Origin of the sequence: Pseudoalteromonas sp. C2R02, assembly GCF_018860845.1 — a bacterium.
Classification (GTDB): Bacteria; Pseudomonadota; Gammaproteobacteria; order Enterobacterales; family Alteromonadaceae; genus Pseudoalteromonas.
Genome location: NZ_JAHKQC010000037.1, coordinates 64,937 through 89,158 on the forward strand (window position 1 = coordinate 64,937; position 24,222 = coordinate 89,158).

Consider the following 24,222-nt stretch of genomic DNA (forward strand, 5'->3'; position numbering starts at 1 on the left):
ATGAATCGCAAAACTATTCTAGCAACTTTATTAACTGCTACTTTAGGATATACAACAAGTGTATCAGCTCAAGATGTTACAATTGATCAACCAGGTGTTGATAACAGTGCCCTGGTCAATCAACTTGGAGAAAACCACGCTTATATTATGCAATCAGGCTCCCTAAATAATGCTTGGATTAATCAGGATAATTTAAATAATCATCTTAATGTGAACCAAGATGTCAATTCATTTCAGTCACATGCTGAAGTTCACCAAACAGGCGAAAGCAATAGTACAAATATTTTTCAAAATGAATTAAATAGTAATACCGTAGTTTATCAAAATGGCATGATGAGTAATGTAAATATTAACCATGATTTTGGTGAGCAGAATAGCGCTCATGTAGATCAATTTAGTCATGAAAGTAATGTCAATATCAATACATTTACGGGATACCGTAACTCAATAAATGTAATGCAAGGCGGAAATAATAATAACCTAGATATTTCTGCATCTGATGGCGCTGATTCAAATATGATCTCGGTAAATCAAGATGGTGCTTTTAATAATATTTCAGGCGCAACTATCGGTAGTAATAATAGTCTAACAATCACTCAATTTGGTGATAATAATAGTTTAGATTATTGGCAAGATGCTTCAGATTCAACGCTAGAGATCAACCAAACTGCAAGTAACTCATATCTCAATGTACATCAAAGTGGTATCAGCAACCACCTTATTGTTAATCAAACAGTTACTGGCAATATGAATGTAATGCAAGTAGGGACTGGCAATAGCGCCACTGTGAATATGAATTAAATTAAAGTTTGTTTATGTTGTTCTATTGATAATAGCAGCCTATCTATAAGTGGCTGCTAATTATAAATCTATTAACACCTATCGAAGTAATTAATATTAGGGGTGATTTTTACTAGGAATGAACAAAAAAGAAAGTCTTTGCAATAGGATGTCTAATGCAAACCCAGTAAAAATATTTTAAGTACTTTTAAGAATGAGTCCAATTTCCGCGACCACACGTAGTCACAACATATTTTGCATTTATATGACGACCGCCATCTTTAAAAGTAATTGATGGATAAAACGTTTGTGCTTGTCCGTACGGATTCCAACAAACATATGAAAATCTAGCTGTATGTTTACGGCCCTTAGAATCACATTTTTTAATACCTATAGTTCCACTCGTTGAACAACTATCTCCAAGCGCTACCATCTGATTTGGTTCTTCCGTTAATCTGGTACCTCGCTTTGTTGCTTTCCAGTAAGAGCTTAATACTTTAATGTTCTTGCTCACTGAACTTGAATTTTTAATTTCAAGATTAACGTGACATTTGGCGCTCGCAGCAGACGAGAAACCCATTATTAAACCAGTTATCATTAAACCCGTAATTGCTTTTTTCATTTTTACTCTCCTAATTTAGCCTATCTAAATCGATAGTTTTTAATGGCAGTCAATCATTGAATGCTTGCTAATTTTATTATTCATTACATCTGTATAAAGCATTTCTTATGACCTAATGAATTGCTCTAGGGAATAAGAAAGATGCATTTGATTATGAGTACCTCAATTCAAATATGCGTAAAAAAACCGCTCTTCTTAACTTTTAAGGTACAGCTTCAGCTTAAATACTAAGTTAGGAGAATTTGTGGAGAAAATGACTTAATATTGGAAAGTTACTGGAAATTTTTATAAATAGATTGAAACTACATATCTCAATTTAAGAGTTTTATTTCAAGTATTACTATTATTTGGATATAGCTAAAACATACACCCTAAATAAAATGACAACATCTGAGCTCTGAAATTTTAAACAGCTATAAATATATGATTATTAATATATTCGATATAAGTTAGCTAACTTTAAGCATTTGAGTTTAAAAAGCCCAATACATACTTATTTAAAATTAACAGTTATAATCATCAACATAGATATAGCTGTTAATTAAGCCAATAATAAAGAGTATTATGGAAACATATAACGATACCCCGCCGCAAAAAACCATTTACTGGCACGATTATGAAACTTTTGGAGCTAACCCACAAAAGGATCGTCCTAGCCAATTTGCAGGCATTCGCACTGATTTTGATTTAAACATTATTGGTGAACCGCTTATTATTTATTGTAAACCTGCGCCTGATTTTTTACCTCATCCAGAAGCATGTTTAATAACAGGCATTACACCGCAACATGCACAAAAACATGGTTTGATTGAAGCTGAGTTTATTAAAAAAATTCATGATGAATTCAGTGTTAACCAAACCTGTGTTGCAGGCTATAACAGTATTCGTTTTGATGATGAGGTATCACGTTATACGTTATATCGTAACTTTTTTGACCCTTATGCTCGAGAATGGCAAAACGGTAATAGTCGTTGGGATATCATTGATTTAGTAAGAGCCTGTTATGCACTTCGCCCTGAAGGTATTAATTGGCCAACGAAAGAAGATGGCAGCCCTAGTTTTAGATTAGAAGAGCTGACTAAAGCCAATGGTATTGAACATGCTGCAGCCCATGATGCCTTATCAGATGTATTAGCGACAATAGAGTTGGCTAAGCTTATCAAACAGAAACAGCCTAAATTATATGAGTTTATATTTAATTTAAGAACTAAAAAGCAAGTCGCTGAGCTGATAGATATTCATAATATGACGCCTATTGTGCATACATCTTCTATGATCCCTGCGACGCAAGGCTGTACAAGTTGGATGGCGCCAATGGCATTTCATCCAGTCAATAAAAATGCGGTTATTTGTTATAACTTAACTTATGATCCAGCGCCATTATTTGAATTAAGCGCTCAAGAAATACAAACCCGTTTGTATACGCCAAAAGCAGATTTATCTGCTGATGAATTACCAATAGGTTTAAAGTTAGTTCATATCAATAAATGCCCAGTTGTGGCACCAGCAAAAACGTTATTGCCTGAAAACGCAGCCCGTTTAGGTATAGATAGGGAGCAATGTTTAAAAAACTTGGCTAATTTAAAAGCCGACTCTGCTCTAAGACAAAAAGTAATTGATGTATTTTCAGAGCAAAGGGATTTTGGCGAAACTACCAATCCTGATTATCAATTATATAACGGTTTCACTTCACGTAATGACAAACAGTTATTTGATGAAATCCATGAAACCAAACCTGAACATTTAGGTAATTTACAACTCGATTTTGAAGATAAAAAGTTTGAAACTTTATTTTTTAGATATCGCGCTCGTAACTGGCCTGAAACACTTGAAGCACATGAACTCGATACGTGGCGTACTTATTGTAAAGATAAGATCATGAATGGTGAAGATCAACCCTCTATTGATGCGCAAGACTTCATGCTCACCCTTGAAAACTTAGTACATGAGCATGATGGGGATGAGAAGAAGCTGACAATTTTAAAATCGCTTTACCATTACGCACAAAATCTATAAAACGAATTTACCTTTTTGGTTATCAACCACAAAAAATCCCCATGCTTTTGCTATGGGGATTATTTAATTAAATGATTATTTTATTCAACAGGCTTAAAACATATCGCGAGTAAAAGCGCGATCCATTTTATCAAACATCTCTTTTAATAAACTCGCAAGTTCAAAGTATTTAGGTCTTGCACTGCTTATTTTAGGCTGATGACCATTTTCTTGCATTTTAACTTCTATTTCACGGTACCAGCTTGCTAAACTCGGTGGTAAATCAGTATCTGAACGTTTACCTAACCATAATAAACCTTGAACAGGTAAAGATAAAAAAAACAAACTGCATGCTAACGCTTGCGGTAAATAATCGGCACCAAAATATTGAATTTGAACCAACATGCTAATTAATGCCAAAGCAGGCATAACCAACATTGCTAATTGTGTTGCCTTAATCACACGGCGTTCTATAAATATAGGAGCTAACTCAATGCGATCGGGCCATAACTTACAATATTTTTGGCCTTCTCTAATTTGCACCATCAAAGTTTTTTGCATAGTGACTCCTCATAAAATAACTTACTAAAAATTGGTCTAAATCAATTCTATAATCCATATATAGTATAGACTATACCACAGCTAGGGGAATTGTCTTTATCGCCTTAGTGTTAATTTATTTTGTAACTTATGGTTTTTATATAAAACCACTCTCATATCAGGAAAAATCATGCCCCAGCAGTATGTACTTGTTTTAAATTGCGGTAGTTCTAGTCTTAAATTTGCCATAATAGATGCGCAATCTGGTAAGGAAACACTATCAGGCTTAGCTGAATGCTTAGGCCTTGAAAATGCAAGCTTAACATATAAATTGAATGGCAATAAACATACCGTTTCTTTGGCTCAAAATGCACAACACGCTCAAGCAATTTCCCTATTAGTGCAACTTATAAATGATAATAAATTATCAGATCAACTTATTGCCGTTGGTCATCGTGTTGTTCATGGCGGCGAACAATTTACCGGCTCTGTTATTATCAATGAAGAAGTGATTTCGGCAATTACTAAAGTATCAGCCCTTGCACCTTTGCATAACCCAGCTAATTTAGTTGGCATTGAAGCCGCAACTAAAGCTTTTGGCACTTTACCTCAAATTGCAGTATTTGATACCGCATTTCACCAAACTATGCCTTCAAAAGCTTATTTATATGCATTGCCATACGCTTTATATAAAGAACATAGTGTTCGCAGGTATGGCTTTCATGGCACTAGTCATTACTTTGTATCTGGACAAGCTGCTGAAGTTTTACAAAAACCAATCGAAGATATTAATTTAATCAGTGCGCATTTAGGCAATGGCTGCTCTGTTACCGCTATTAAAGGTGGTAAAAGTGTTGATACAAGTATGGGTATTACACCACTTGAAGGCTTAGTGATGGGTACCCGAAGTGGTGATGTAGATCCAGGTTTGTTTAGCTTTTTAAGTAACTTAGGCTACAGTGCAAAAAAAATAGATAACTTACTAAACAAAGAAAGTGGTTTATTAGGTTTAAGCCAACTATCAAATGATTGCCGAACCATAGAAGAGCAATACGAAAAACAAAACCCACAAGCAATTCTGGCTTTAAATGTTTTTTGTTATCGTTTAGCTAAATATATTGCTTCTTATACTGTGCCATTAGGTAAACTTGATGCCATTATTTTCACTGGTGGCATAGGTGAAAACTCGAATTTAATTCGAGAAAAAGTACTTAACTTGCTAACGATATTTGGTTTATCAGTTGATAACGATAAAAATTTAAAAGCGCGTTTTGGCAAGTCGGGTATCATCACCAATAACAATTCAGGTCCTATCGCACTTGTTATTCCTACAAATGAAGAATGGGTGATCGCACAAGATTCTGCTCAGCTAGTTAAGGAGGTAAAATAATGTCTCATCGTATTATGTTAATTCCTGTATCTACAGGAGTTGGTCTAACATCTATTTCTGTTGGTTTAGTACGTGCCCTTGAGCAAAAAGCAGTTAAAGTTAACTTTTTCAAACCTATTGCACAACCTAGAAGCAATGATAAAGGCCCTGAAAAATCAACTGAAATAGTGAAGATTGGCTCTTTGATCCAGCCTCCACCTTCAATTGACTTGCCTTATGCTGAACAAATGATCAGCACAGGTAAGGGTGATGTTTTATTAGAGGAAATCGTATCGCGTTTTGAGCAACATATTACCAAAGGCGATGTAGCTATCATTGAAGGTATGGTACCAACTCGTAAACAGCCTTATGCTGGGCGTGTAAATAGAGAAATCGCACAAGCTTTAGGTGCCCAAATCATTTTTGTTATTACGCCAGGTAATGATACTAATGCACAACTTGAAGAAAAGTTAGAAATCGCTTCAGGCAATTATGGCGGTGTAGAACATAAACGTGTATTAGGCTGTATTTTTAATAAAGTCAATGCACCCGTTGACGAAGAAGGTAGAGCACGCGCAGATTTAGCTGAACAATTTGATGTTGAAAAGTTAGAAAGCGAGCAGCATAGACTGGCTGCTTTACCACTATTTAGAAAGCATCCTTTTAAATTACTTGGCAGTGTTCCTTGGAACTTTGACTTAGTAGCACCGCGTGTAATGGACTTAGTTAAGTACTTAGATGCTGAAATTATCAATGAAGGTGATTTAGAACATAGACGTTTACGTCGTGTGGCATTTTGTGCAAGAACAGTTTCAAATATGTTAAGTCATTTTACACCGGGTATTTTATTAGTTACTCCTGGAGATAGAACCGATATTCTTGTTGCTGCGTGTTTATCAGCAATGAATGGCACTAAGCTTGGTGCCATATTATTAACAGGCGGTTTTAAACCTGAACCGAGTATCATGAAATTATGTGAGCAGGCAATGCAAACTGGCTTACCCATCATTTCAACTCAAACTGATACTTGGCGCACATCTCTATTATTGCATAACTTTAATATGGAAGTACCAGCAGATGATGAGCAACGTATTGAAAAAGTAAAAGATCACAATGCAGCTTATTTAGATGCCGATTGGTTAAAAAGCCTTACCCATGGTGTTGCTACTACGCGTAAAATGTCGCCTCCAGCATTTCGTCATTTACTTGCAAGTAAAGCAAGTAAATCTCAAAAAACGATTGTTTTACCTGAAGGTGAAGAACCTAGAACAGTAAAAGCTGCGGCAATATGTGGCGAAAGAAATATCGCGAAAACAATTTTATTAGGCGATAAAGAAGAAATATACAGAATTGCAGAGCAGCAAGGCGTTCAGTTAAACGAAAATGTGACTGTACTGACCCCGAGTGATATACGTGAAAACTACATAGAAAATATGGTGGAACTACGTAAAAGCAAAGGACTAACAGATGTCATAGCCGCTGAGCAACTTAAAGACAATGTGGTGCTTGCCACTATGATGTTAGCAAATAACGAAGTTGATGGTTTAGTATCAGGTGCAGTTAATACCACAGCAAATACCATACGCCCACCACTGCAATTAATTAAAACAGCTGAAAATGCTTCTTTAGTATCCTCTGTATTTTTCATGTTATTACCAGATCAAGTATTGGTTTATGGTGATTGTGCAATCAACCCTGACCCTACAGCCGAACAACTTGCTGATATTGCAATACAATCAGCTGATTCTGCAGCCGCCTTTGGAATTGAACCTAAAGTCGCTATGATCAGTTATAGTACTGGTAGTTCTGGTGTTGGTGCTGATGTTGAAAAAGTCAGATTAGCGACCGAAATTGCACAATCTAAACGCCCTGATTTAGTCATAGATGGTCCTTTACAATATGATGCGGCTATTATGGAGAATGTTGCTCGTAAAAAAGCACCTGATAGCCCTGTAGCTGGTCAAGCTACTGTATTTATATTCCCAGACTTAAATACTGGTAATACAACCTACAAAGCTGTGCAGCGAAGTGCTGACCTTATAAGCATAGGTCCTATGCTTCAGGGTATGAAGAAGCCAGTAAATGATTTAAGTCGTGGCGCTTTAGTTGATGATATTATTTACACCATCGCATTAACGGCAATACAGGCTACGCAATAAAAGTACATATAAAGTATGAGTTAAATGGTGTTTTTTTATGAAATAACATTAAAAACTTAAGTTAAGAGAAATAAACTGTTTGTTTACTCTGTTTATTTCTCTTTTTACTGATAACAAAATCAATCAATTTTTGTGCCATATCATTTTAGCTATAAATAACATAAACTTAAATAGAAACCACCAGGTTAACAACAAGGTTATCCACAGATTCTGTGGAAAACAAAAGCGCTAACAATTCAATGTGACCTAAATAAAGTACTTTTTATAAAGCACCTCTTTTGGGCTATATGTACTAAAATTAAACTAAACAAAGTAGAAACACAGTTTATATAAAAATTTTCATTAAAATTAAACTAAGTTAAACTTGCCTAAACTGGCTAATGCGCGTAATTTTAATAAATAGCTTTCTAGACTAAAATTTTTAGTATCGTAATTTTAAATAAGGAAATTCATGTCAAAACAATCCTTAGAGTTAATGAAAGAAACATTTACAATCCATAGTTTTGATCCTTCAGAGCAAATACCTGAACAAGTCTATAATGCACCGGTATATTTTATCGCCAAAACTTACGATGAACTTTCCATTGTGTGTCCTGATTATTTAAAGCTCAATAGTAATGAATCCGAGTCTGGCTGGGCAGCTTTAGAAGTTTTAGGACCTTTAGGGTTTTCAATGACGGGAATTTTATCAAATATCTCAGGTATTTTAGCACAAGAAAAAATCTCTATTTTTGCTATCTCAACTTTTGATACCGATTATATTTTAATTAAACAAGAATTTATGGATAATGCAATTAATAGTCTTCAAAAAAACGGATATAACGTTATCAGCGGTCAATAATGTCGATTCATAAACAAATCATTTTTGCAACACAACAACAAGTCGTCAATCTCGGTTTCCCTGTAATGTCACCCTTATCAGGCAGAATTAAACCTCTAGAAGAACACCCTGAAGTTATCTTTTCTACAGGTGTACTTGGCTGTGGTTTAGCACTTGAGATCAGTAGTCATAAAATTATAGCGCCATTTGATGGCATAATAGAAAAAATAAAAATGGGTGGAACTGAAGTATATTTTAAAGCTAGAAATGGCTTAAGGCTTTTAGTAGCGCTAAATATTGATCCTAGCTATTTTCCATTACCAGGTTTAGCAATCCTAAAACATGAAAACCAAAATGTTAAAGCTTCAGAAGCTATCGTTCATTTTGATTTAAGAAAAGTACCCACTCCTATCATTGCTTCGGTGACTATTTTAAACTACCAAAAATTAGGTGCGATATATTATTCTCACAATCAAATCACCGCAGGAGAAGATGTACTGTTTAAAGTTACAGCTAAAAAACGTTAATAACTGAGCCTAGAATACTAATCATACTTTATAAGGTGTATTCTATTACCTTGTTGTAGAAAACCGACTTCTTTCATATTGACGAATTTGTTGTTTAGCATAATCACTTTTTGCATAGGCTTTAACTTTCTCTACCCCTACAATTTCAATCATGCTCAAAACAAAATTGCCCGTGTGCTCATGATGTAACTCACAATTAATCTCATCTATAGCAAGTTTAGATAAAGTCTTAGCGTTATATTTTGTATATTGCATCACAGTTTTATCATATAGAAACTGCTCTCCAGATATCTTTTCATGCCTCACTTTAAAACACCCTGTTAATAGAAATGCAAGCGCCAAAGCGATTAAAGTTATGAATAATTTGTTCATTTTAACTCTTAATTGATATCTAAATATGTAACGAAGTAATTAATAAATTCGCCGAAAACATTCATATAACTAGATAAAGTCACATTTTTTAGATAAATTTCATTTGTTATTCATCTTCATTATATCGTTAAATTATGGCCATGAAGTAAATTGTTGTAATCAGAGTTACATGTTTTGTAGTCCAGCATAGGAATAATTGATTAGCTGAAAAGCACTTACAAATATGTTTAAATGTCGGTAATTTAAAGACTTCAAAGAACTGGAATTAAAAATGAACAAAACAGTTATGTACGGTATAAAAAACTGCGACACCATCAAAAAAGCAAAAAAATGGTTAGAAGCCAATGATATTGCATTTGAATTTCATGATTATCGTGTACAAGGTTTAACAAGCGAGATGTTAGTTGAGTTTGAAGCTGCACTTGGCTGGGAACTGTTATTAAACAAACGAGGCACAACATACCGCCAACTAACACAAGAACAAAAAGATGGCTTAAATAAAGACACTGCCCTTGCGTTGTTATTAGAGTTTCCTGCGATGATCAAACGACCATTATTAGTACATAACAATACATCACATTTAGCTTTTAAAGACGCACAATATAAAGAGATTTTTAATAAATGACCTCCTCTGTTATCGATTTAGCACAAGCACTTATTCAGCGCCCTTCGATTACGCCACATGATGAGGGTTGTCAGCAATTAATGGCTGAGCGTTTAACTGATGTCGGTTTTAATATTGAAAACATGTTTTTTGTAGATACTCAAAATATGTGGGCCAGAAAAGGTGATAAGTCACCTGTTTTTTGTTTTGCAGGTCATACTGATGTTGTGCCTACAGGTCCTGAAAATGAATGGCAAATCCCCCCTTTTAGCGGTGAAATTAAAGATGGCTATTTGCATGGCCGTGGCGCTGCGGATATGAAAGGCTCTTTGGCCGCTATGGTGGTAGCAACTGAACGTTTTATTGCTAAATATCCAGATCATAAGGGCTCTATTGCATTTTTAATTACGTCTGACGAAGAAGGTCCATTTATTAATGGCACAACACGTGTCATTGACGAACTTGAAAAACGTAACGAAAAGATGGATATGTGTCTCGTTGGAGAGCCCTCTTCAACAAAAGTGTTAGGTGATGTTGTTAAAAATGGTCGTCGTGGCTCATTAACCGGCTTTTTAACTGTAAAAGGCATTCAAGGTCACGTAGCTTACCCGCAGTTAGCACTGAACCCAATTCATTTAGCTGCGCCTATTATTGAAGAATTAACTAATACCCACTGGGATTCAGGTAATGCATACTTCCCTGCCACCAGCTTTCAAGTTTCTAATATCAATGGCGGCACAGGTGCTGGCAATGTAATACCGGGCTCTGTAGAGGTTCAATTTAACTTTAGATTCAGTACTGAAGTGACCATGGAAATTCTACAAGAGAAAGTAAATGAGATCATAAAAAAACATAATGTAAATTATGAATTAAACTGGGTTAGAAATGGTTTACCGTTTTTAACTGATACCGGTCCTTTGGTAGATGCGACTGTAAAAGCAATTAAGCATATTCAAAATATAGATACTTCGCTAGAAACATCAGGCGGTACTTCTGATGGTCGTTTTATTGCACAAACAGGCGCGCAAGTAATTGAATTAGGGCCTTGTAACGCAACAATTCATAAAATTGATGAATGTGTAAAAGCAGATGATCTTGAAATATTAACAGATGTTTATGAGCAAATTTTAATAGAGACTTTAACATGATTTTTTCATCTGAAGTTTTAACAGGGCAAACTGAAAAACACTTAGTCGAGTTTCATGGTTCTCTTGTTAATTGGGCAATAGTCACTGATTTGCAGTCATTAACGATTGCCGCGAAAAAAGCAGGCTTTGATTTAGCAATTGCTTCAAGTTTTAGAGATTTCGATAGACAACTAATGATTTGGCAAAAGAAATACAATGGTATTAACCCTGTATTTGATATCAATGATGACCCTATAGAGTTAAATGGATTATCTGATTTAGAAAAATGCCAAGCAATTATGTTGTTCTCCGCGATTCCTGGTGCGAGTCGGCATCATTGGGGTACTGATTTCGATTTTTATGATAAAGCCGCAATTACTGATAAATATCAAATTCGTTTACAACAAGATGAATATAGTGAAGGCGGTAGATTTGCAGCTTTAACTGCTTGGCTAGATGACAACATGGCAGAGTTTGGTTTTTATAAACCTTATGATGAATATCGTGGTGGCATCGCCGCTGAGCCTTGGCATATTAGCCATAAATCTACAGCTGATATGATGCTTAAAAAGTTCTCAGTAAAAAAGCTTGAAAAGGTTTTAAAGCAATATGACTTTGCAGGAAAAGAAGCTGTATTAGCTAATTTGCCTGAACTCTATAAACAGTTTATCACTAATATAAATGTCTAATAAACATCTCTATATAGACAGATGTAGATATACTTAAAACGTCACTCCCGAAGAGCTTTATCGGGAGTCTTGTCTGTTGTTTTTATTGAAATATAACAGGCATCACACTAAGCAATAAAGTCTGCTTTAAGGTGTTCTAAAAACTCAGATACAGAATCCGAAATTTTTTGATGTGGACGTTTACCAACATATTCAAGCCAAACGTAACCCGTACAGTTCTCAACTGTCACTAATAAATCATCTTCTTGGGTTAGTGCGATAAAAACAGTTTCATCATGTTTTAATTTTTGCTTCATTAAAACATGGCCTGTGATATTTTGTTGTAATTGATCATAATCATCTTCACTCCAAGCCTGAAGTAAAACCAATTGTCCCCATGGCGAGCTTACCGTAATATTATCGGCATAAAAGCTACCGTAAAACTCACCTAACTCTTGAGGAAACTTAACCTCTAAGGCGCGACTTAAATTTTCCATATCAGTTTTTGGCTCTTTCTCAACAGCTTGCCACTGAATTTGACCATTTTCTAAGGTATCAGTCACTTCACAAGGGCTAGGCCATTGCGCATCATGGGCTACAACAGGAAGTTGATCTGTTTTTTGTTTTGCTTGATTTTGATATTGACTAAATAGGGTTTCTAACTTTTTATAAACTGACATACTGCATGATCACTTAACTTTCGTTACAATGGACGCAATTGTAACCTTAAAAGCAAAATTTATATATATGACAGCATACGACAATTCTGAAGCACTAAAAGGCACGCTTTTAGGCCAACAAACTGAATATAAAGATCAATACGACGCGAGTTTACTTTTCCCTATTCCTCGCAAACTTAATCGTGATGAATTAAACGTTGTTGAGTCTAACTTACCTTTTAAAGGTCAGGACTTATGGACTGGCTATGAGCTGTCTTGGTTAAACGCAAAAGGCAAACCTCAAGTTGCCGTTGCTGAGTTTATTTTCCCATGTCAAAGCAGCCATTTAGTTGAGTCTAAATCTTTTAAACTATACTTAAATAGCTTTAACCAAACCCGGTTTGTTGATTGGCAAACTGTACAAGCACATCTAGAGCGCGATTTATCTCAAGCTGTAAATGCTCCAGTTCAAATAAAATTATATAAATCAGATGAGCTATCATCACTACAACTGACAGCCCTTCCCGGCTTATGTATTGATGATTTAGATATAGAAATAGATGATTATCAATTTGATAGTAATTTATTAAAGCTAAGCGATAGCAATGAGCAAGTAACTGAAACGCTACATAGTCATTTATTAAAATCTAATTGCTTGATCACATCTCAACCTGATTGGGCAAGTATTGTAATTCGTTACTCAGGCGCGCAAATATGCCACGAAAGCCTATTACGTTATTTAATTTCATTTAGAAATCATAATGAATTTCATGAACAGTGTGTTGAACGTATCTATTGCGATATGCAAATTAAATTAGGCATAAAAGAGCTAGAGGTATATGCCCGTTATACCAGACGTGGCGGCTTAGATATCAATCCATACCGTGCTACAAATAATGATGAAATCCCATTTGTAATAAAAACTAATCGTCAGTAAATTAATTATTAAACAGGGTAAAAAAATCAAATTTATTTACCCGGTTTATCTTCAAATCACATAGTTATAACAATGCTTTTAACTTTTTAATTGCTTGTTTCGCATTCTCGTTTTCTTTATTTAACGCTAATGATTTTTTATAGTTACTCAATGCTAGCGTATTGTTTTTTATAGATAGATACCCTTCGGCTAAACTATCGTAGGCATTCGCCGACTCAGGGTTATTTACAACATTCAACTTAAATATTTCAATAGCGGCTTCAGTCAAGTTCAAATTAAGTAACTCATAACCAAAGTGGTTTAACCCTCTTTCACTAAACCCCTTACCTTGCTCATTCAATTTATTGTATTTTTGTAATGCAGAGGCTATCCCCTCATTAACTATGAGATCATACAAAATATTATTTAGTCGCTGTTGTGCTAATTGATAAGGTTTGCCATATAAAATATTAGTAATCCCTTTATTAAGCGCTCGCATTGGCGCCCCACCACCATTGTTTAAAAGAACAATTAAATATTTATCTTGCAGAATTCTAGTGATACTTGAATTAAAACCATTAATGCCACCACCATGGTTAATACTTGTAATTTTTTGACCTAATCCAGATGTTGGTATTTCGTTAACTTCCCATCCATAAGCATAATTTCTGTGTTTTGATACTTTAAACATTTTTTTAATTGAATTTACACTTAACAAGCTTTCGGTATATAACGCATTATCCCAAAGTGATAAATCTCTTACGGTTGAATACATAGATCCTGCCGCATAAGGTATCGACATATCAAGGTAACCTGTATTGACATAACCATTAAGTGTTTTGTCATAGCCACTTGCTCTATTTTTTATAATTACAGAACTATTATCATAACCTGTATTCTTCATACCTAAAGGGTCTAATATGTTTTCCCTAAGCACATTTTCATAAGTTTTCTTAGTCACTTTCTCAATAATACTTCCAAGTATAAAGTATCCTGAATTGCTATATCTGAAATCTGAACCGGGTTCAAAATCTAGGTCATCACTACAAAATTTCTTAATAAACTCAGCTACAGAATAGTTATTACGACTAATATCTTTTCTAAAATTTTTAATCCGTAAATAATTCGGTATACCCGAAGTATGATTTAGTAAATGATGTATTGTCACTTTATCGCCTATATCTTTACGAAAATCTTTTAAATATTCACTAATAGGTGCATCTAGTTTTAATACATTTTCTTCAACCAACTGCATTATTAACATGGCTGTAAACTGTTTTGTTAAAGATGCGATACGAAACTTAGTATCTAACGTATTTTTTATATCCCATTCAAAATTAGCAAAACCATATGCTTTTTCAAATATCACTTTATTATTTTGTGAAACTAAAACCGTACCGTTGAACTCTTTAATATTGTGAAATTCACTTACGAATTTTTCAATTTCAATAGCTTTGTCATATGCCAAAGCCGGCCAAACCATGATTCCAAATAGAATAATTATCAGACATTGCGATTTAATTTTCATAACTTTCCTTATATATTAAAAATACAATTAGCTGGAGATGATGCTCATTAGCTGATCAATATCACTGTATATAAAAAAGTAAGAATCTAGCTGACAAACAAAGTCTTTTTCGGTGACATAAAGTGACAACCTAAAATATACCTTGTAACATATTGTATTAATGGAAATAAAATAGCATATAACAAATGGATAAATTATTAGTAGGCGATAGTTTAGTTATAATCCCAAGCGAAAGATCAGTCTTGAAAAACGACATTGAGCTTAACCTTTCAGAGCTATCATATCGTTTATTACTTACGCTAGTTCAAAATACCCCAAATATAGTAAGTCATGATGAGTTGATGAAAGCTGTTTGGCCAGATCGGGTCGTATCTGATGAAAACCTAAAAAAACGAATATCTCGACTAAGAGATTCTCTTGGGGACTCTTCTGATAATCCCAAATATTTTGTTGCCGAACGCGGACTCGGTTACCGATGCATTACAACTGTTTGCAAGGCCGATAATACTAAAGAAGAATTTACAGAAAAATCACACGACCTTATAAAAACCAAAAGTAATAAAAACTTGTTCAAATTTATTACTTTCTTTTTGATATTTATAACATTACTAACCGCATTGTTTCTTTTAAGTTCAAAAGATGACGAAACCAATAGCAGTAATATTGATTATGAATTTCAAGCAGCACAATATTATGCTCGCTTTAACCAAAAAGATAATGATAAAGCACTTTCACTTTATCAAAAATCAATTAAATTAAATCCTAACAAAGGTTCAATCAATAGTGGATTAGCTAATGTGTATGCACAAGGATATTATCAGTTTGGAAAAACTGAACCTTGGTTACGAAATGCAATAAAGTTCGCTAAACAGTCAATAATTGTCGAGCCAAACAAACCTTGGGGATACCAATCATTAGGTTTTTCATTTTACCTTAAGGGCTATTTTACTGAATCTATAAGCTTATTCGAAAAAGCAAGTGAACTTGCTCCTAATTGGGGAGTACCCTTAGCATATGAAGCATTAATACACCTTGAGGTTGGCAATCCCATAATGGCTTACCCCCTTATAAAAAAAGCCATAGATAAATCTCCTAATAATCCTGAGGTAATGATTATTTTAGCTCAGACATATCAGAAATTAAGTATGCCTAATTATGCAAAAGCGACACTAGAGCAGTCTTTAGAATTTAACCCCGATTATCGATTATCTCAAAACTATCTTACTGAATTAAATTTAATTACGAACGATGATTCATTATCCCAGTTAATTACACAAAGAGATGACGACAAAAATACAATTTCTCAGTTTGAACATTGGCTTACGGCACAACATTTATTACAAACAGGTAACCTACAATTAGCCAAACACAGTTTTGAACAAGCAGCCTTATTAGGTGGTAGATATAGCTTACCTGCTCAAGTATATATTTCAGTTATTAATAAAGATAAATATCAAGTCAAACTGTTAACACAACAAATTGAAAATGAGATAGAGAAAGGAAATCAATGGCCTGAGCTGAAATTTATTAAAGGACTCTTATTATTTGCCAATAACGCCACCGAAAAAGCAATAGGCGAACTGATCCTTGCTATCGAGTCGGGTTTCACTCTCGAATATCGCTTTGAAAATATATCTATACTTTTAAGTATTGATCAGGAGTCTAAATTTAAAAATGTTCTTCATAAATTAACTCAAAAAAATAGACTAAATAGATTAAAGCGAGTGCCTAGATAGTCTTTTTTGATTTCCCTTTAAGTGAGTATTTAAAGGGAAATCAAAACATATTTAACCTTGACGCATAGGTACAGATACAGCACATATGTCTGTGTAATTTGGTGTCGCTAAAAACCAATCTTCAGGGCGGTTTTTTCTTGCTTTGATTAAGGTTTTAAAAGACTCTGATTCTGTTTTCATAATATCGATTACTAAAGGTCTTTCTTTTAAATAGTCAGCTGCCACTTTAACATCTTTGATCACATTGTAATTTTTAAATGCTAAATCAGTATCATCTTTTGGTTGGCGTTCGAGACGTTGAATGTGCTCCATACCCGTGATCACACGACCAAAAGAAGTAATATTATGATCTAGATATCTAATCGCACCTAAAGCCACGTAAAACTCAGTACCACCACTATCAGCTGAGTTTCCCCTTGCCATAGCAAAAGTGCCTGGGCAGTGGGTTTGCCATGTTTTTGTCGCATCATCATTTTGCGCAACAGCAAAACCATTTAAAAAGCCTGTACGACTTGCATAGCCATCTTTATCATCAACTAATGTGATTACCTGTGCTGATTGTGTTGATTTATAAAATTCGGCTTTAATGGCTGATTTTCCAACTTTTGGTTTTTTGGTTTCTTTCGCATCGCCACCTTGGGCGACAAACCCTTCAACAAAACGATAAACATTTAAGTCTTTATAGAAGCCTTCTCTGGCTAATTGTTTTATATTTTTTACATGTCCAGGCGCCAGTTCTGGGTTAAGTTCGATTACAACAGTGCCCTCTTCAAGCTCAAGATATAAAGTATTTTCTGGATCCAATTTACGCCAGTCGGTTGTAGGTGCCTTTTTGATAATTTCGGCAGGAGAAGCTACTTTTTCAATAACTTGATTACTCGCTGATGCAAAATTTGCAACTAAGATACTGCAAGCAATTAAACTTTTAACTTTATTCATTTGAAACCTTATTCTTTTTATTATACCAATACTGGTGCATATCTATTGGTGCCGTTCTTGGCAGTGTTGGATTATCTAATCGAATCAATGTTCTTTTATCTAAGTTTACATTTTCTATCACTTGAGAAAAATATTTATTAAATAACTTTTGCCAGCTCCCATCTTTAAGAGATAAATTAAGACCTTTTTCAAGTGCATCATGAAGCACTTGATTTTCTTTTGCCACAAAGAAATAAACTGCTGATGGGTAATATAAAACAACATGTTTATCATAGGTTAATTCAGATTGGAGTTTATAAGAACCGACTTCTAGTAAGCCATCAGGAATTGCATCTATCCGTCCGGATTTTAACAAATTATTTGCCTGACTATGAGATGAAAAACTTAATATTGATAATTCATTTTGCTTGAAAATCTCTAAATCTGGCCAATCAAAGCTAAGGCCAAAATGAATTTTTTTTATATCCGTTGTATGTCGCTTACCTTTAAATAAATCTAAGTTGTTTTTATGGATCAGCGGTATTCTATAGCCTAATAAACCTTTATCTAAGGGAATCTTAACTGCTAAGGCTTGCTCTTCTCTTATCACATTAGTGACTGTCCAAGCTAAGTCGAGTGTTTTTTCTTTCCCTAAAAGCAATATTTTTCGTTTTTGGCTTGGTAAATTTTCTACCGGTATGCAGTTAAATTCAACGTCTGATTTTTCAAGTGCGAGTACAAACAGCTCTGCGATATAATTATTTGCGGGTGCATGATAACGTATATTCATGACATCATTTTTTGAAAATGCATTGAATCCTATCAATATAAATAGAATAAAGGCTATTTTCATCATCAAAACCTCACTTATATTTAAAATATACGATTAATTCCAGTCAAATTTATAAAGTATATCTAAAGAGTCATTCACTCCATTTATAGCTTCAATATACAATTGAGGCAATAGTTGGTAACGAATAACAATTTCTGTGAGTGGCTCAAATACACCTACGCTATATTTTACTTGCACACCTGGCATTAAGTAACCAGAGATTTCTACCTTAGTATCATCACCTGACCCTGTTGAACCAAGTGCAATGTCTTCTACACCAAGTCGAGAACCAATTTTACTTACAAGTCCCTCCCCTCTAGCAAGTCCTTGAGAAAGTAAGAGCTGGGTTAACATCGCACTGTTAGAGCTACTTTCGCCTTCACCTAAAGGTTGACCATTTAATAAATAAGATAACGCCTCTGCTTGGTCTTTAACTGGTTCAGAAAAAATCGATAACTTAGGTTTATCTACATTACCAGTAAGCGTAATACCAGCAATCACATCATCAGCTGTTTTCTCCGGGTTTCTAATGGCTTTAATATTTAAATAAGGTTTATCAATCGCACCACTAAAACCGACTTGACCAGTTTGAATGTGTAAATCTTGCCCAAAAGACTGATATACACCATTGATTAAATTAATATCGCCCGTTGTCAGTAAAGGGCTGTGATAGCCTTTTTTAAGAGATAAATCTCCTTCAAGCTCTGAAATTAAACCAAACGAATCTATTTTAACATCATCTTTTACGGTTAAAGACAAATCTAATGAATAGAAAAAACCGGGGTCTTTCACTTGTTTTTCATGTTCAAAAATCACTTCATCTTCACTGACTTTTACAGCTCCTTCAGGTAAGGATTCAATCGTAATTCGCCCATAGGGAATTTCAACTCGACCTTTAATATCTAACTCATTATTTGCCACTACAACTTGTAAATCAGGGTTCAATCGTATTTTAACGCCTTGTTCCAGTTTTAAATTAAAGTCTTGCCCTTTGACATTTAATTGACCACCAAGACGCGTACCTTGCCAATCTAATTCGCCTTTTAGTTTTGCATTGCCTTGTTGATCATCAGATATATCAGCATTCAGTACCAGTTTTTGCTCTTTAAAACCAATATTAAAATGGCTACCTTTAATCGCAACAGGAATATTATTCCCTGATATATCGATGTTTGTTGCACTTAATTCGCCTGATAAATATGGTTTTTTTAATGGCCCTGAAATATTTATATCTGCAAAAACATCTCCAGACAAAGTATCTATTTTTTGAATAAAAGGCTTAAACTTATCAAGCTTAAAACCATTCATTTTAATTATGCCATCTAGATTTCTTGCAGCAGTGATATCTGAAATGGTCATTTCACTTGATATTGAGCCAAATAAATCTGAATTTAAAAATCCATTAAAATATGCCTTTTGTGAAGTTGAGTTTGCATTAATTTTGATTTCTTTTACAGGTAAAACAAAGTGTTTCTCTTCTTGCTGTAGTGCAAATTCTAATACTTGAGAAGCTAAATTCATATCCAGCTTCTCTAATTTACCTTGTTGCCAATTTACATTTAAACCACCTGTAAATGAGCCCGTAGCGGTTAAATCTTCTGGTAATAAATGCGCTATGCTGGCTAAATTAAATTCAGTTAAGTCTACTTTGATATCGCCTTGCTGCTCACTTGCCGTTAATTGTTCAATACACAGGTCTGATTCATTTGATTGCCAACAATGACTCTTGATTTGTATTGCTTTACTATTAATATCAAGCTGTAAGTCAATATTTGTTTTTGGTCGAACGACTTGAACATTATCAGTGATATACAAATCAGATATAACCGAGTGCCATACATTTTTATTATTTACACCGCCTGTAATTTTAAAGGCACTTTTTAGTAAATCAGAATTGAGTTTAAAATTCGCATGATGATTTGATTTATCACCTTTGATATTTAAATCAAGTGTTTGTAATTTTTTGCCTTCAAGTTCACCATTCTTTATTAATAAATTGATGTGGGTTTTAAAGTTATCAGCTACAGATATAAAACCTTGGGTTTTTGCTTGTTGTAATTTAATTTGTTGATAACTTAAATCACTAAAACCTAACTCCCAGTTTATCTCAGGTTTTATTCGCTCACCTGTTATCGCTAAACTGCCATAACCTTTACCCGCTAATTCATTTAAAAAGTCACTTGGCTGGTTTATATCTAAATTACCTTGAAGATCCCATTTATTATTTATCTCACCACTTAAACTCAGTGTATTTGAACCGCTTATTAAGCTAATTAAATCGACGTTTGCATTTATCTGATTGTCCAAATTAAACTGGGTATTGAGCTCAAAGGGTACTGTATTATCTTTATCTAAAGCGAATGAACCACCTAAATCAAAGTTATTAACCGATAATAACCAGTTTGATTTTGATTGTTTAAAGTTCAGATCAAATGCACCATTTAGATCTGTATTTATATTGGCAGCAAATTCCTGCAAGTTTAATTTAGTCAGCTCCCCTGATATATTGGCCAATAAATCATCTTTAAACGTCACATCACCTTGAATTGATACCGCACTTTTTTGAGTATTTAGAGATAACTGCTCTAATGTAAATTGTGTTAAGTCACCTTTACCTAAAAGCGTTAAGTCTATTAATGGATAAGCATTAACCCCTTGTTGACTGACCAGTTTTATATCATAATTTTTAAGTGTGCCACCAGATATTAGAGACAAGTGATTTAATTTATAATTCTTATCATCTGCAAAGTGCTGCCAGTCTTGTATTTGCGTATTTAAATTAAATGGGTAATTTTTTGTTTTTAAATTTAACTTGCCATTTGTTGTTGATGGATACTGCCCTATTGTTTGTAAATCAAAACTAAGTGCAGCTAAATCTCCCTTTGCCTTAAATGTTAAACCATGGAGAAGCTCTTTATTATTAATTTGTTTTATATCTAGGTTAACATCTAATGGATTATTCGTAATAAGGTTAATAATGCCTTGTGACGAGAGCTGAATATCTTGATAAGACAAAGCTAAATTATTTAAATTGAGCTGACTATCAAAAAAATCTGCGGCTAGATTAATATTATTAATAACATGAACCTGTTTTTCTTGATGAACCTCCAGATGATTTAATTTCAATTCAGTTAAAATAAAATCTATAGGTGTTTTAAACAGTACATCATCAATTGGTTCAAAAATAAGCGTTTGTTTAGATTTGGCTATTACAACTGCCGGTTTTTGTTTAAAACGAATCTTTTCAACTTGTAGTTTTTTGACGTTCAGGATGGGTTGGTTAACACCTTTATCAATTCCTATGAGTAATGACAGTTTTTCAATATTAAGTTCGCCATCAGACAGTGTAATATCAGCTGAATTTAACGCTAAAGCATCTAAACACACTGCATTTTCATTTTTAAGATAACCATAGGCACATTGCCAGATATTTAAACCTATCGTGACATTTTCAATATGGGCATTGAGCGCGCTATTTTCATATGTCACTGAAAACGGGTCTTGATATAAAAAACGTCCATCATCTAATTTTATTGATAAGCCAGTGACTAACTTATTCGCAGTAAAAGCAATTAGCTTATTGCCAGGACTAGTAAATAATATGCAAAATATTAACGTTGACAGAATCAGCGAAGTATATGTGAGATAACGTTTAAATTTTTTGAAGAAAGACTTTGTTTCTTTTGAATTATTCATATTTTTTGGTAATTTACTGCTCATATTTCCGGTCCTATTGTCACACTGAACCGAGTATTATTGTTATCTGTTATTGCCCAAGCATGGTCAATTCTAATTGGACCAATGGGTGTTAACCATCGAATACCAATTCCTGTACCAACTTCTATATCCTCTGAAAAATCGTTTGTTGACGTACCTCCGTCTACAAACAAAGCCGCCCGCCATGAAGGCGCAAACTGATAGTTATACTCTAACGTGCCTGTGACTAAATATTTACCACCAACAAGATTTCCTTTCTCATCTACTGGTGAAATTGATTCGTATTTAAATCCTCGAATACTTTGGTCGCCACCAGCAAAAAGGCGCATTGATGCAGGTACGTCGTTGATATCATCAACCAAAATTGCGCCTAACTTTGATTTAACATAAAAGAGATGGTTATTACGATAAGTTCGTAACAGCGCAGTTTGAAATTGCAGTTTTAATAAATCAGTATCAGATAATACATCATCTAATCCCACTTCAGCCGACAGTAGCCATTGATTACCCCAAAATGGTGTTGTTCCACCTTTTGTTTTCTTTTTTGCAAAACTAATACCCGGTAATAACATTTCTGTTGTGCCCGGGTCATCCGCTATTTCAAAATCTTCTCGCTCATGTTTTATAAAAGCTGTGCGTACCCAATTAGACTGAGTAACCCACTGTCTTTGTAATTGTGTGGTCAATGTTCGGATATATTTCTGAGTATCTGAGTTATTTTCACTTTTATAACCAAATGCATAACGCCATACATCATCTACAGGATCATCTACGGGTACTGTATATGCGAATTCAAACTCTTTTTCTAACTCAGTAACTACTGCGTCGGTATCAAAATAATGACCATCTGTGCCAACCCAAGGTTTGCTCCATTTTATTCTTGCTTTCGCTCCTAAGTCTGTTGAGAAACCACCGCCAATTTCATAACTATTCGCAGGTTTGTGCAATACGTGAACTTTGATGGGAATTTGTTTATTTTCTCTTTGCTCTATATCGGCATATACACGCACACTTTTAAAATAAGGGGTGCTCGCTATATCTAAATTATATTGTGAAATGATATGTGCTTGATAAGCTTCACCTGTTTTAAAAGATGCTAATGAACGTATATATTTTACAGCAGGCGTATCTGATGAAATCACAATTGGCCCGTAGGTATAACGAGGGCCTGTATTAATCTTAAAAGTTACAATAGCACTGTGATCTTTTAGTGATATACCCAGTTCATTTGCTTGCCATTGAGCGTCAAAATAGCCCAGTTCGAGCAACTGGCTTTCAATCATAGATTTGGATTTTTCATATATTGCATGATTTATTACATTTCCCTGAACCAAAGGAAGCTTTTTAATAACCTGAGTTAAAGCATTATCGTCTTTACCTTCTCCTTGAAGGTGATAATTTAACTTTGCAATTCTCACTTCTGTTCCGGGATCAATATCGACTTTCATTATCACTAGCTCGTCTTGCACATCACCATCTTGTTCAAAAGAAAGTGTTATTTTAGGTTCATAATAACCAAGTGCTTTCAAGCTAGTCTTAATTTGATCTATGCTATGACGTTTTAATTGCTTTGTTGCAGATTCATTTTTTACTTTTGCTAAATAAAAACTGACATTATCAAGTAACTGGCCTTCAATTCCAGATAGTTCAAAATCTGAAATGTTATTTTCTTTAGCCTGTAAAAACATACTGAATAAAAATAACCAAAGATATGAAAAATAACGTAACAATTTAATTCCTTTAAAATTTAATTAAACTCATTAACAGCCTGAAGTGACTGTTCCTATCTCAGGTGAAGTTTTATTTACATCGTTGGGATTGTAATAAAACGCATAACACCTATCAGCCAACTTTTCGCCTTGCAGCCAGATGAAAGCGACTTTACCAGGTGATTGCACTACAAAAGGTAAAGCAGGAGCTGAATTTTGCTGACCCACTCCACACAAAGAATGCTTGGTACAGATACTATTTTTTGATGTGTATGATATTTCTTTACCTATATCTAATGCATAGCGCCAAGATTTATTCCAATGAGCACCAATATGACCATTAATCACTGAAATATTTGTACCATTAAAGTCCATATTGCCACTAACTACATTATTTATTATTGCCTTCGCAGAAACCAGATCTGCCGTTGATTTCATTGCGGCTGAAATCGCTTTTATTTTTGCAATCTTTGCTTCACTTTGAACATTTAAAAATCGCGTTGCTGCAGATATAGCTATAGTGCCTAGGATGATGATAACCATAATAAGTTCAATTAAAGTGAACCCACTTAAATTCTTTTTATTGTTATGAAAGTACATATTATAAAAACCACCTTTCACTCA

General features: G+C 34.3%; 21 protein-coding genes. 11 read left to right on the plus strand and 10 right to left on the minus strand.

What is annotated here, in order from left to right; genetic code table 11:
* On the plus strand, positions 1 to 801 hold the full coding sequence (locus KO527_RS16750; RefSeq protein ID WP_216041440.1) for a hypothetical protein: 801 nt from the start codon (positions 1 to 3) through the stop codon (positions 799 to 801).
* A gap of 187 nt (positions 802 to 988) precedes the next feature.
* Here the strand turns inward: KO527_RS16750 and KO527_RS16755 are convergent, their stop codons facing one another.
* On the minus strand, positions 989 to 1,402 hold the full coding sequence (locus KO527_RS16755) for a hypothetical protein (RefSeq protein WP_216041441.1): 414 nt from the start codon (positions 1,400 to 1,402) through the stop codon (positions 989 to 991).
* 564 nt (positions 1,403 to 1,966) lie between these two features.
* Between KO527_RS16755 and sbcB the strand changes: the two genes are divergently transcribed.
* Complete coding sequence (gene sbcB / locus KO527_RS16760; RefSeq protein WP_216041442.1) at positions 1,967 to 3,418, plus strand: exodeoxyribonuclease I; 1,452 nt, start codon at positions 1,967 to 1,969, stop codon at positions 3,416 to 3,418.
* 93 nt (positions 3,419 to 3,511) lie between these two features.
* Here sbcB and yfbV read toward each other — a convergent pair whose 3' ends face one another.
* Positions 3,512 to 3,958 carry a terminus macrodomain insulation protein YfbV gene (yfbV, locus tag KO527_RS16765; RefSeq protein ID WP_216041443.1) on the minus strand — a complete coding sequence of 149 codons (447 nt, stop codon included), beginning with the start codon at positions 3,956 to 3,958 and terminating at the stop codon, positions 3,512 to 3,514.
* A 169-nt stretch (positions 3,959 to 4,127) separates the two neighbouring features.
* Here yfbV and KO527_RS16770 point away from each other — a divergent pair, with 169 nt between their 5' ends.
* From KO527_RS16770 to KO527_RS16785, 4 genes are all read left to right on the plus strand, one after another.
* Complete coding sequence (locus KO527_RS16770; RefSeq protein ID WP_216041444.1) at positions 4,128 to 5,327, plus strand: acetate kinase; 1,200 nt, start codon at positions 4,128 to 4,130, stop codon at positions 5,325 to 5,327.
* Entirely contained in the window at positions 5,327 to 7,465 is a 2,139-nt protein-coding gene (gene pta, locus KO527_RS16775) for a phosphate acetyltransferase (RefSeq protein WP_216041445.1), read from the plus strand. Before KO527_RS16770 ends, pta begins: the two co-directional genes overlap by 1 nt.
* Before the next feature lie 451 nt (positions 7,466 to 7,916).
* Positions 7,917 to 8,306 carry an ACT domain-containing protein gene (locus tag KO527_RS16780; protein ID WP_216041446.1) on the plus strand — a complete coding sequence of 130 codons (390 nt, stop codon included), beginning with the start codon at positions 7,917 to 7,919 and terminating at the stop codon, positions 8,304 to 8,306.
* Complete coding sequence (locus KO527_RS16785) at positions 8,306 to 8,812, plus strand: PTS glucose transporter subunit IIA (protein ID WP_216041447.1); 507 nt, start codon at positions 8,306 to 8,308, stop codon at positions 8,810 to 8,812. The genes KO527_RS16780 and KO527_RS16785 overlap by 1 nt, the downstream gene beginning before the upstream one ends.
* A gap of 45 nt (positions 8,813 to 8,857) precedes the next feature.
* On the opposite strand, the gene KO527_RS16790 is transcribed toward KO527_RS16785, so the two are convergent.
* Positions 8,858 to 9,184, minus strand: a complete 327-nt coding sequence (locus KO527_RS16790; protein WP_216041448.1) for a hypothetical protein — start codon at positions 9,182 to 9,184, stop codon at positions 8,858 to 8,860.
* 271 nt (positions 9,185 to 9,455) lie between these two features.
* Between KO527_RS16790 and KO527_RS16795 the strand changes: the two genes are divergently transcribed.
* Genes KO527_RS16795 through KO527_RS16805 form a run of 3 tightly spaced genes read left to right on the plus strand, consistent with a single transcriptional unit; the run spans position 9,456 to position 11,604 of the window.
* The gene (locus KO527_RS16795; protein WP_252733823.1) at positions 9,456 to 9,809 is read left to right on the plus strand and encodes an ArsC family reductase; all 354 of its coding nucleotides are present in this window, start codon (positions 9,456 to 9,458) and stop codon (positions 9,807 to 9,809) included.
* On the plus strand, positions 9,806 to 10,936 hold the full coding sequence (gene dapE / locus KO527_RS16800; protein ID WP_216041449.1) for a succinyl-diaminopimelate desuccinylase: 1,131 nt from the start codon (positions 9,806 to 9,808) through the stop codon (positions 10,934 to 10,936). The genes KO527_RS16795 and dapE overlap by 4 nt, the downstream gene beginning before the upstream one ends.
* Positions 10,933 to 11,604: a M15 family metallopeptidase gene (locus tag KO527_RS16805; protein ID WP_216041450.1), complete on the plus strand. Its 672-nt coding sequence runs from the start codon at positions 10,933 to 10,935 to the stop codon at positions 11,602 to 11,604. Before dapE ends, KO527_RS16805 begins: the two co-directional genes overlap by 4 nt.
* A gap of 107 nt (positions 11,605 to 11,711) precedes the next feature.
* Here KO527_RS16805 and syd read toward each other — a convergent pair whose 3' ends face one another.
* The gene (gene syd / locus KO527_RS16810; RefSeq protein WP_216041451.1) at positions 11,712 to 12,263 is read right to left on the minus strand and encodes a SecY-interacting protein; all 552 of its coding nucleotides are present in this window, start codon (positions 12,261 to 12,263) and stop codon (positions 11,712 to 11,714) included.
* Between the two features lie 67 nt (positions 12,264 to 12,330).
* On the opposite strand from syd, the gene queF reads away from it, so the two are divergent.
* A complete protein-coding gene (queF, locus tag KO527_RS16815) occupies positions 12,331 to 13,179 on the plus strand; it encodes an NADPH-dependent 7-cyano-7-deazaguanine reductase QueF (RefSeq protein ID WP_216041452.1) in 849 nt (282 codons plus the stop codon).
* Positions 13,180 to 13,243: 64 nt separating this feature from the next.
* Here queF and KO527_RS16820 read toward each other — a convergent pair whose 3' ends face one another.
* Entirely contained in the window at positions 13,244 to 14,686 is a 1,443-nt protein-coding gene (locus tag KO527_RS16820; RefSeq protein ID WP_216041453.1) for a serine hydrolase domain-containing protein, read from the minus strand.
* 185 nt (positions 14,687 to 14,871) lie between these two features.
* Here KO527_RS16820 and KO527_RS16825 point away from each other — a divergent pair, with 185 nt between their 5' ends.
* Entirely contained in the window at positions 14,872 to 16,422 is a 1,551-nt protein-coding gene (locus KO527_RS16825; RefSeq protein ID WP_216041454.1) for a winged helix-turn-helix domain-containing protein, read from the plus strand.
* A 51-nt stretch (positions 16,423 to 16,473) separates the two neighbouring features.
* Here KO527_RS16825 and KO527_RS16830 read toward each other — a convergent pair whose 3' ends face one another.
* From KO527_RS16830 to KO527_RS16850, 5 genes are read right to left on the minus strand one after another with little or no spacing between them, the layout of a single operon-like run.
* Entirely contained in the window at positions 16,474 to 17,361 is an 888-nt protein-coding gene (locus KO527_RS16830) for a peptidylprolyl isomerase (protein ID WP_216041455.1), read from the minus strand.
* Positions 17,354 to 18,193, minus strand: coding sequence for a transporter substrate-binding domain-containing protein (locus KO527_RS16835; RefSeq protein ID WP_216041456.1), 840 nt, complete (start codon positions 18,191 to 18,193; stop codon positions 17,354 to 17,356). Before KO527_RS16835 ends, KO527_RS16830 begins: the two co-directional genes overlap by 8 nt.
* 33 nt (positions 18,194 to 18,226) lie before the next feature.
* Positions 18,227 to 21,892, minus strand: coding sequence for a translocation/assembly module TamB domain-containing protein (locus tag KO527_RS16840; RefSeq protein WP_216041457.1), 3,666 nt, complete (start codon positions 21,890 to 21,892; stop codon positions 18,227 to 18,229).
* The gene (locus KO527_RS16845; RefSeq protein WP_252733825.1) at positions 21,889 to 23,619 is read right to left on the minus strand and encodes an autotransporter assembly complex family protein; all 1,731 of its coding nucleotides are present in this window, start codon (positions 23,617 to 23,619) and stop codon (positions 21,889 to 21,891) included. Before KO527_RS16845 ends, KO527_RS16840 begins: the two co-directional genes overlap by 4 nt.
* Positions 23,620 to 23,649: 30 nt before the next feature.
* The gene (locus KO527_RS16850) at positions 23,650 to 24,198 is read right to left on the minus strand and encodes a type II secretion system protein (protein WP_216041458.1); all 549 of its coding nucleotides are present in this window, start codon (positions 24,196 to 24,198) and stop codon (positions 23,650 to 23,652) included.
* Positions 24,199 to 24,222: the final 24 nt, after the last annotated feature.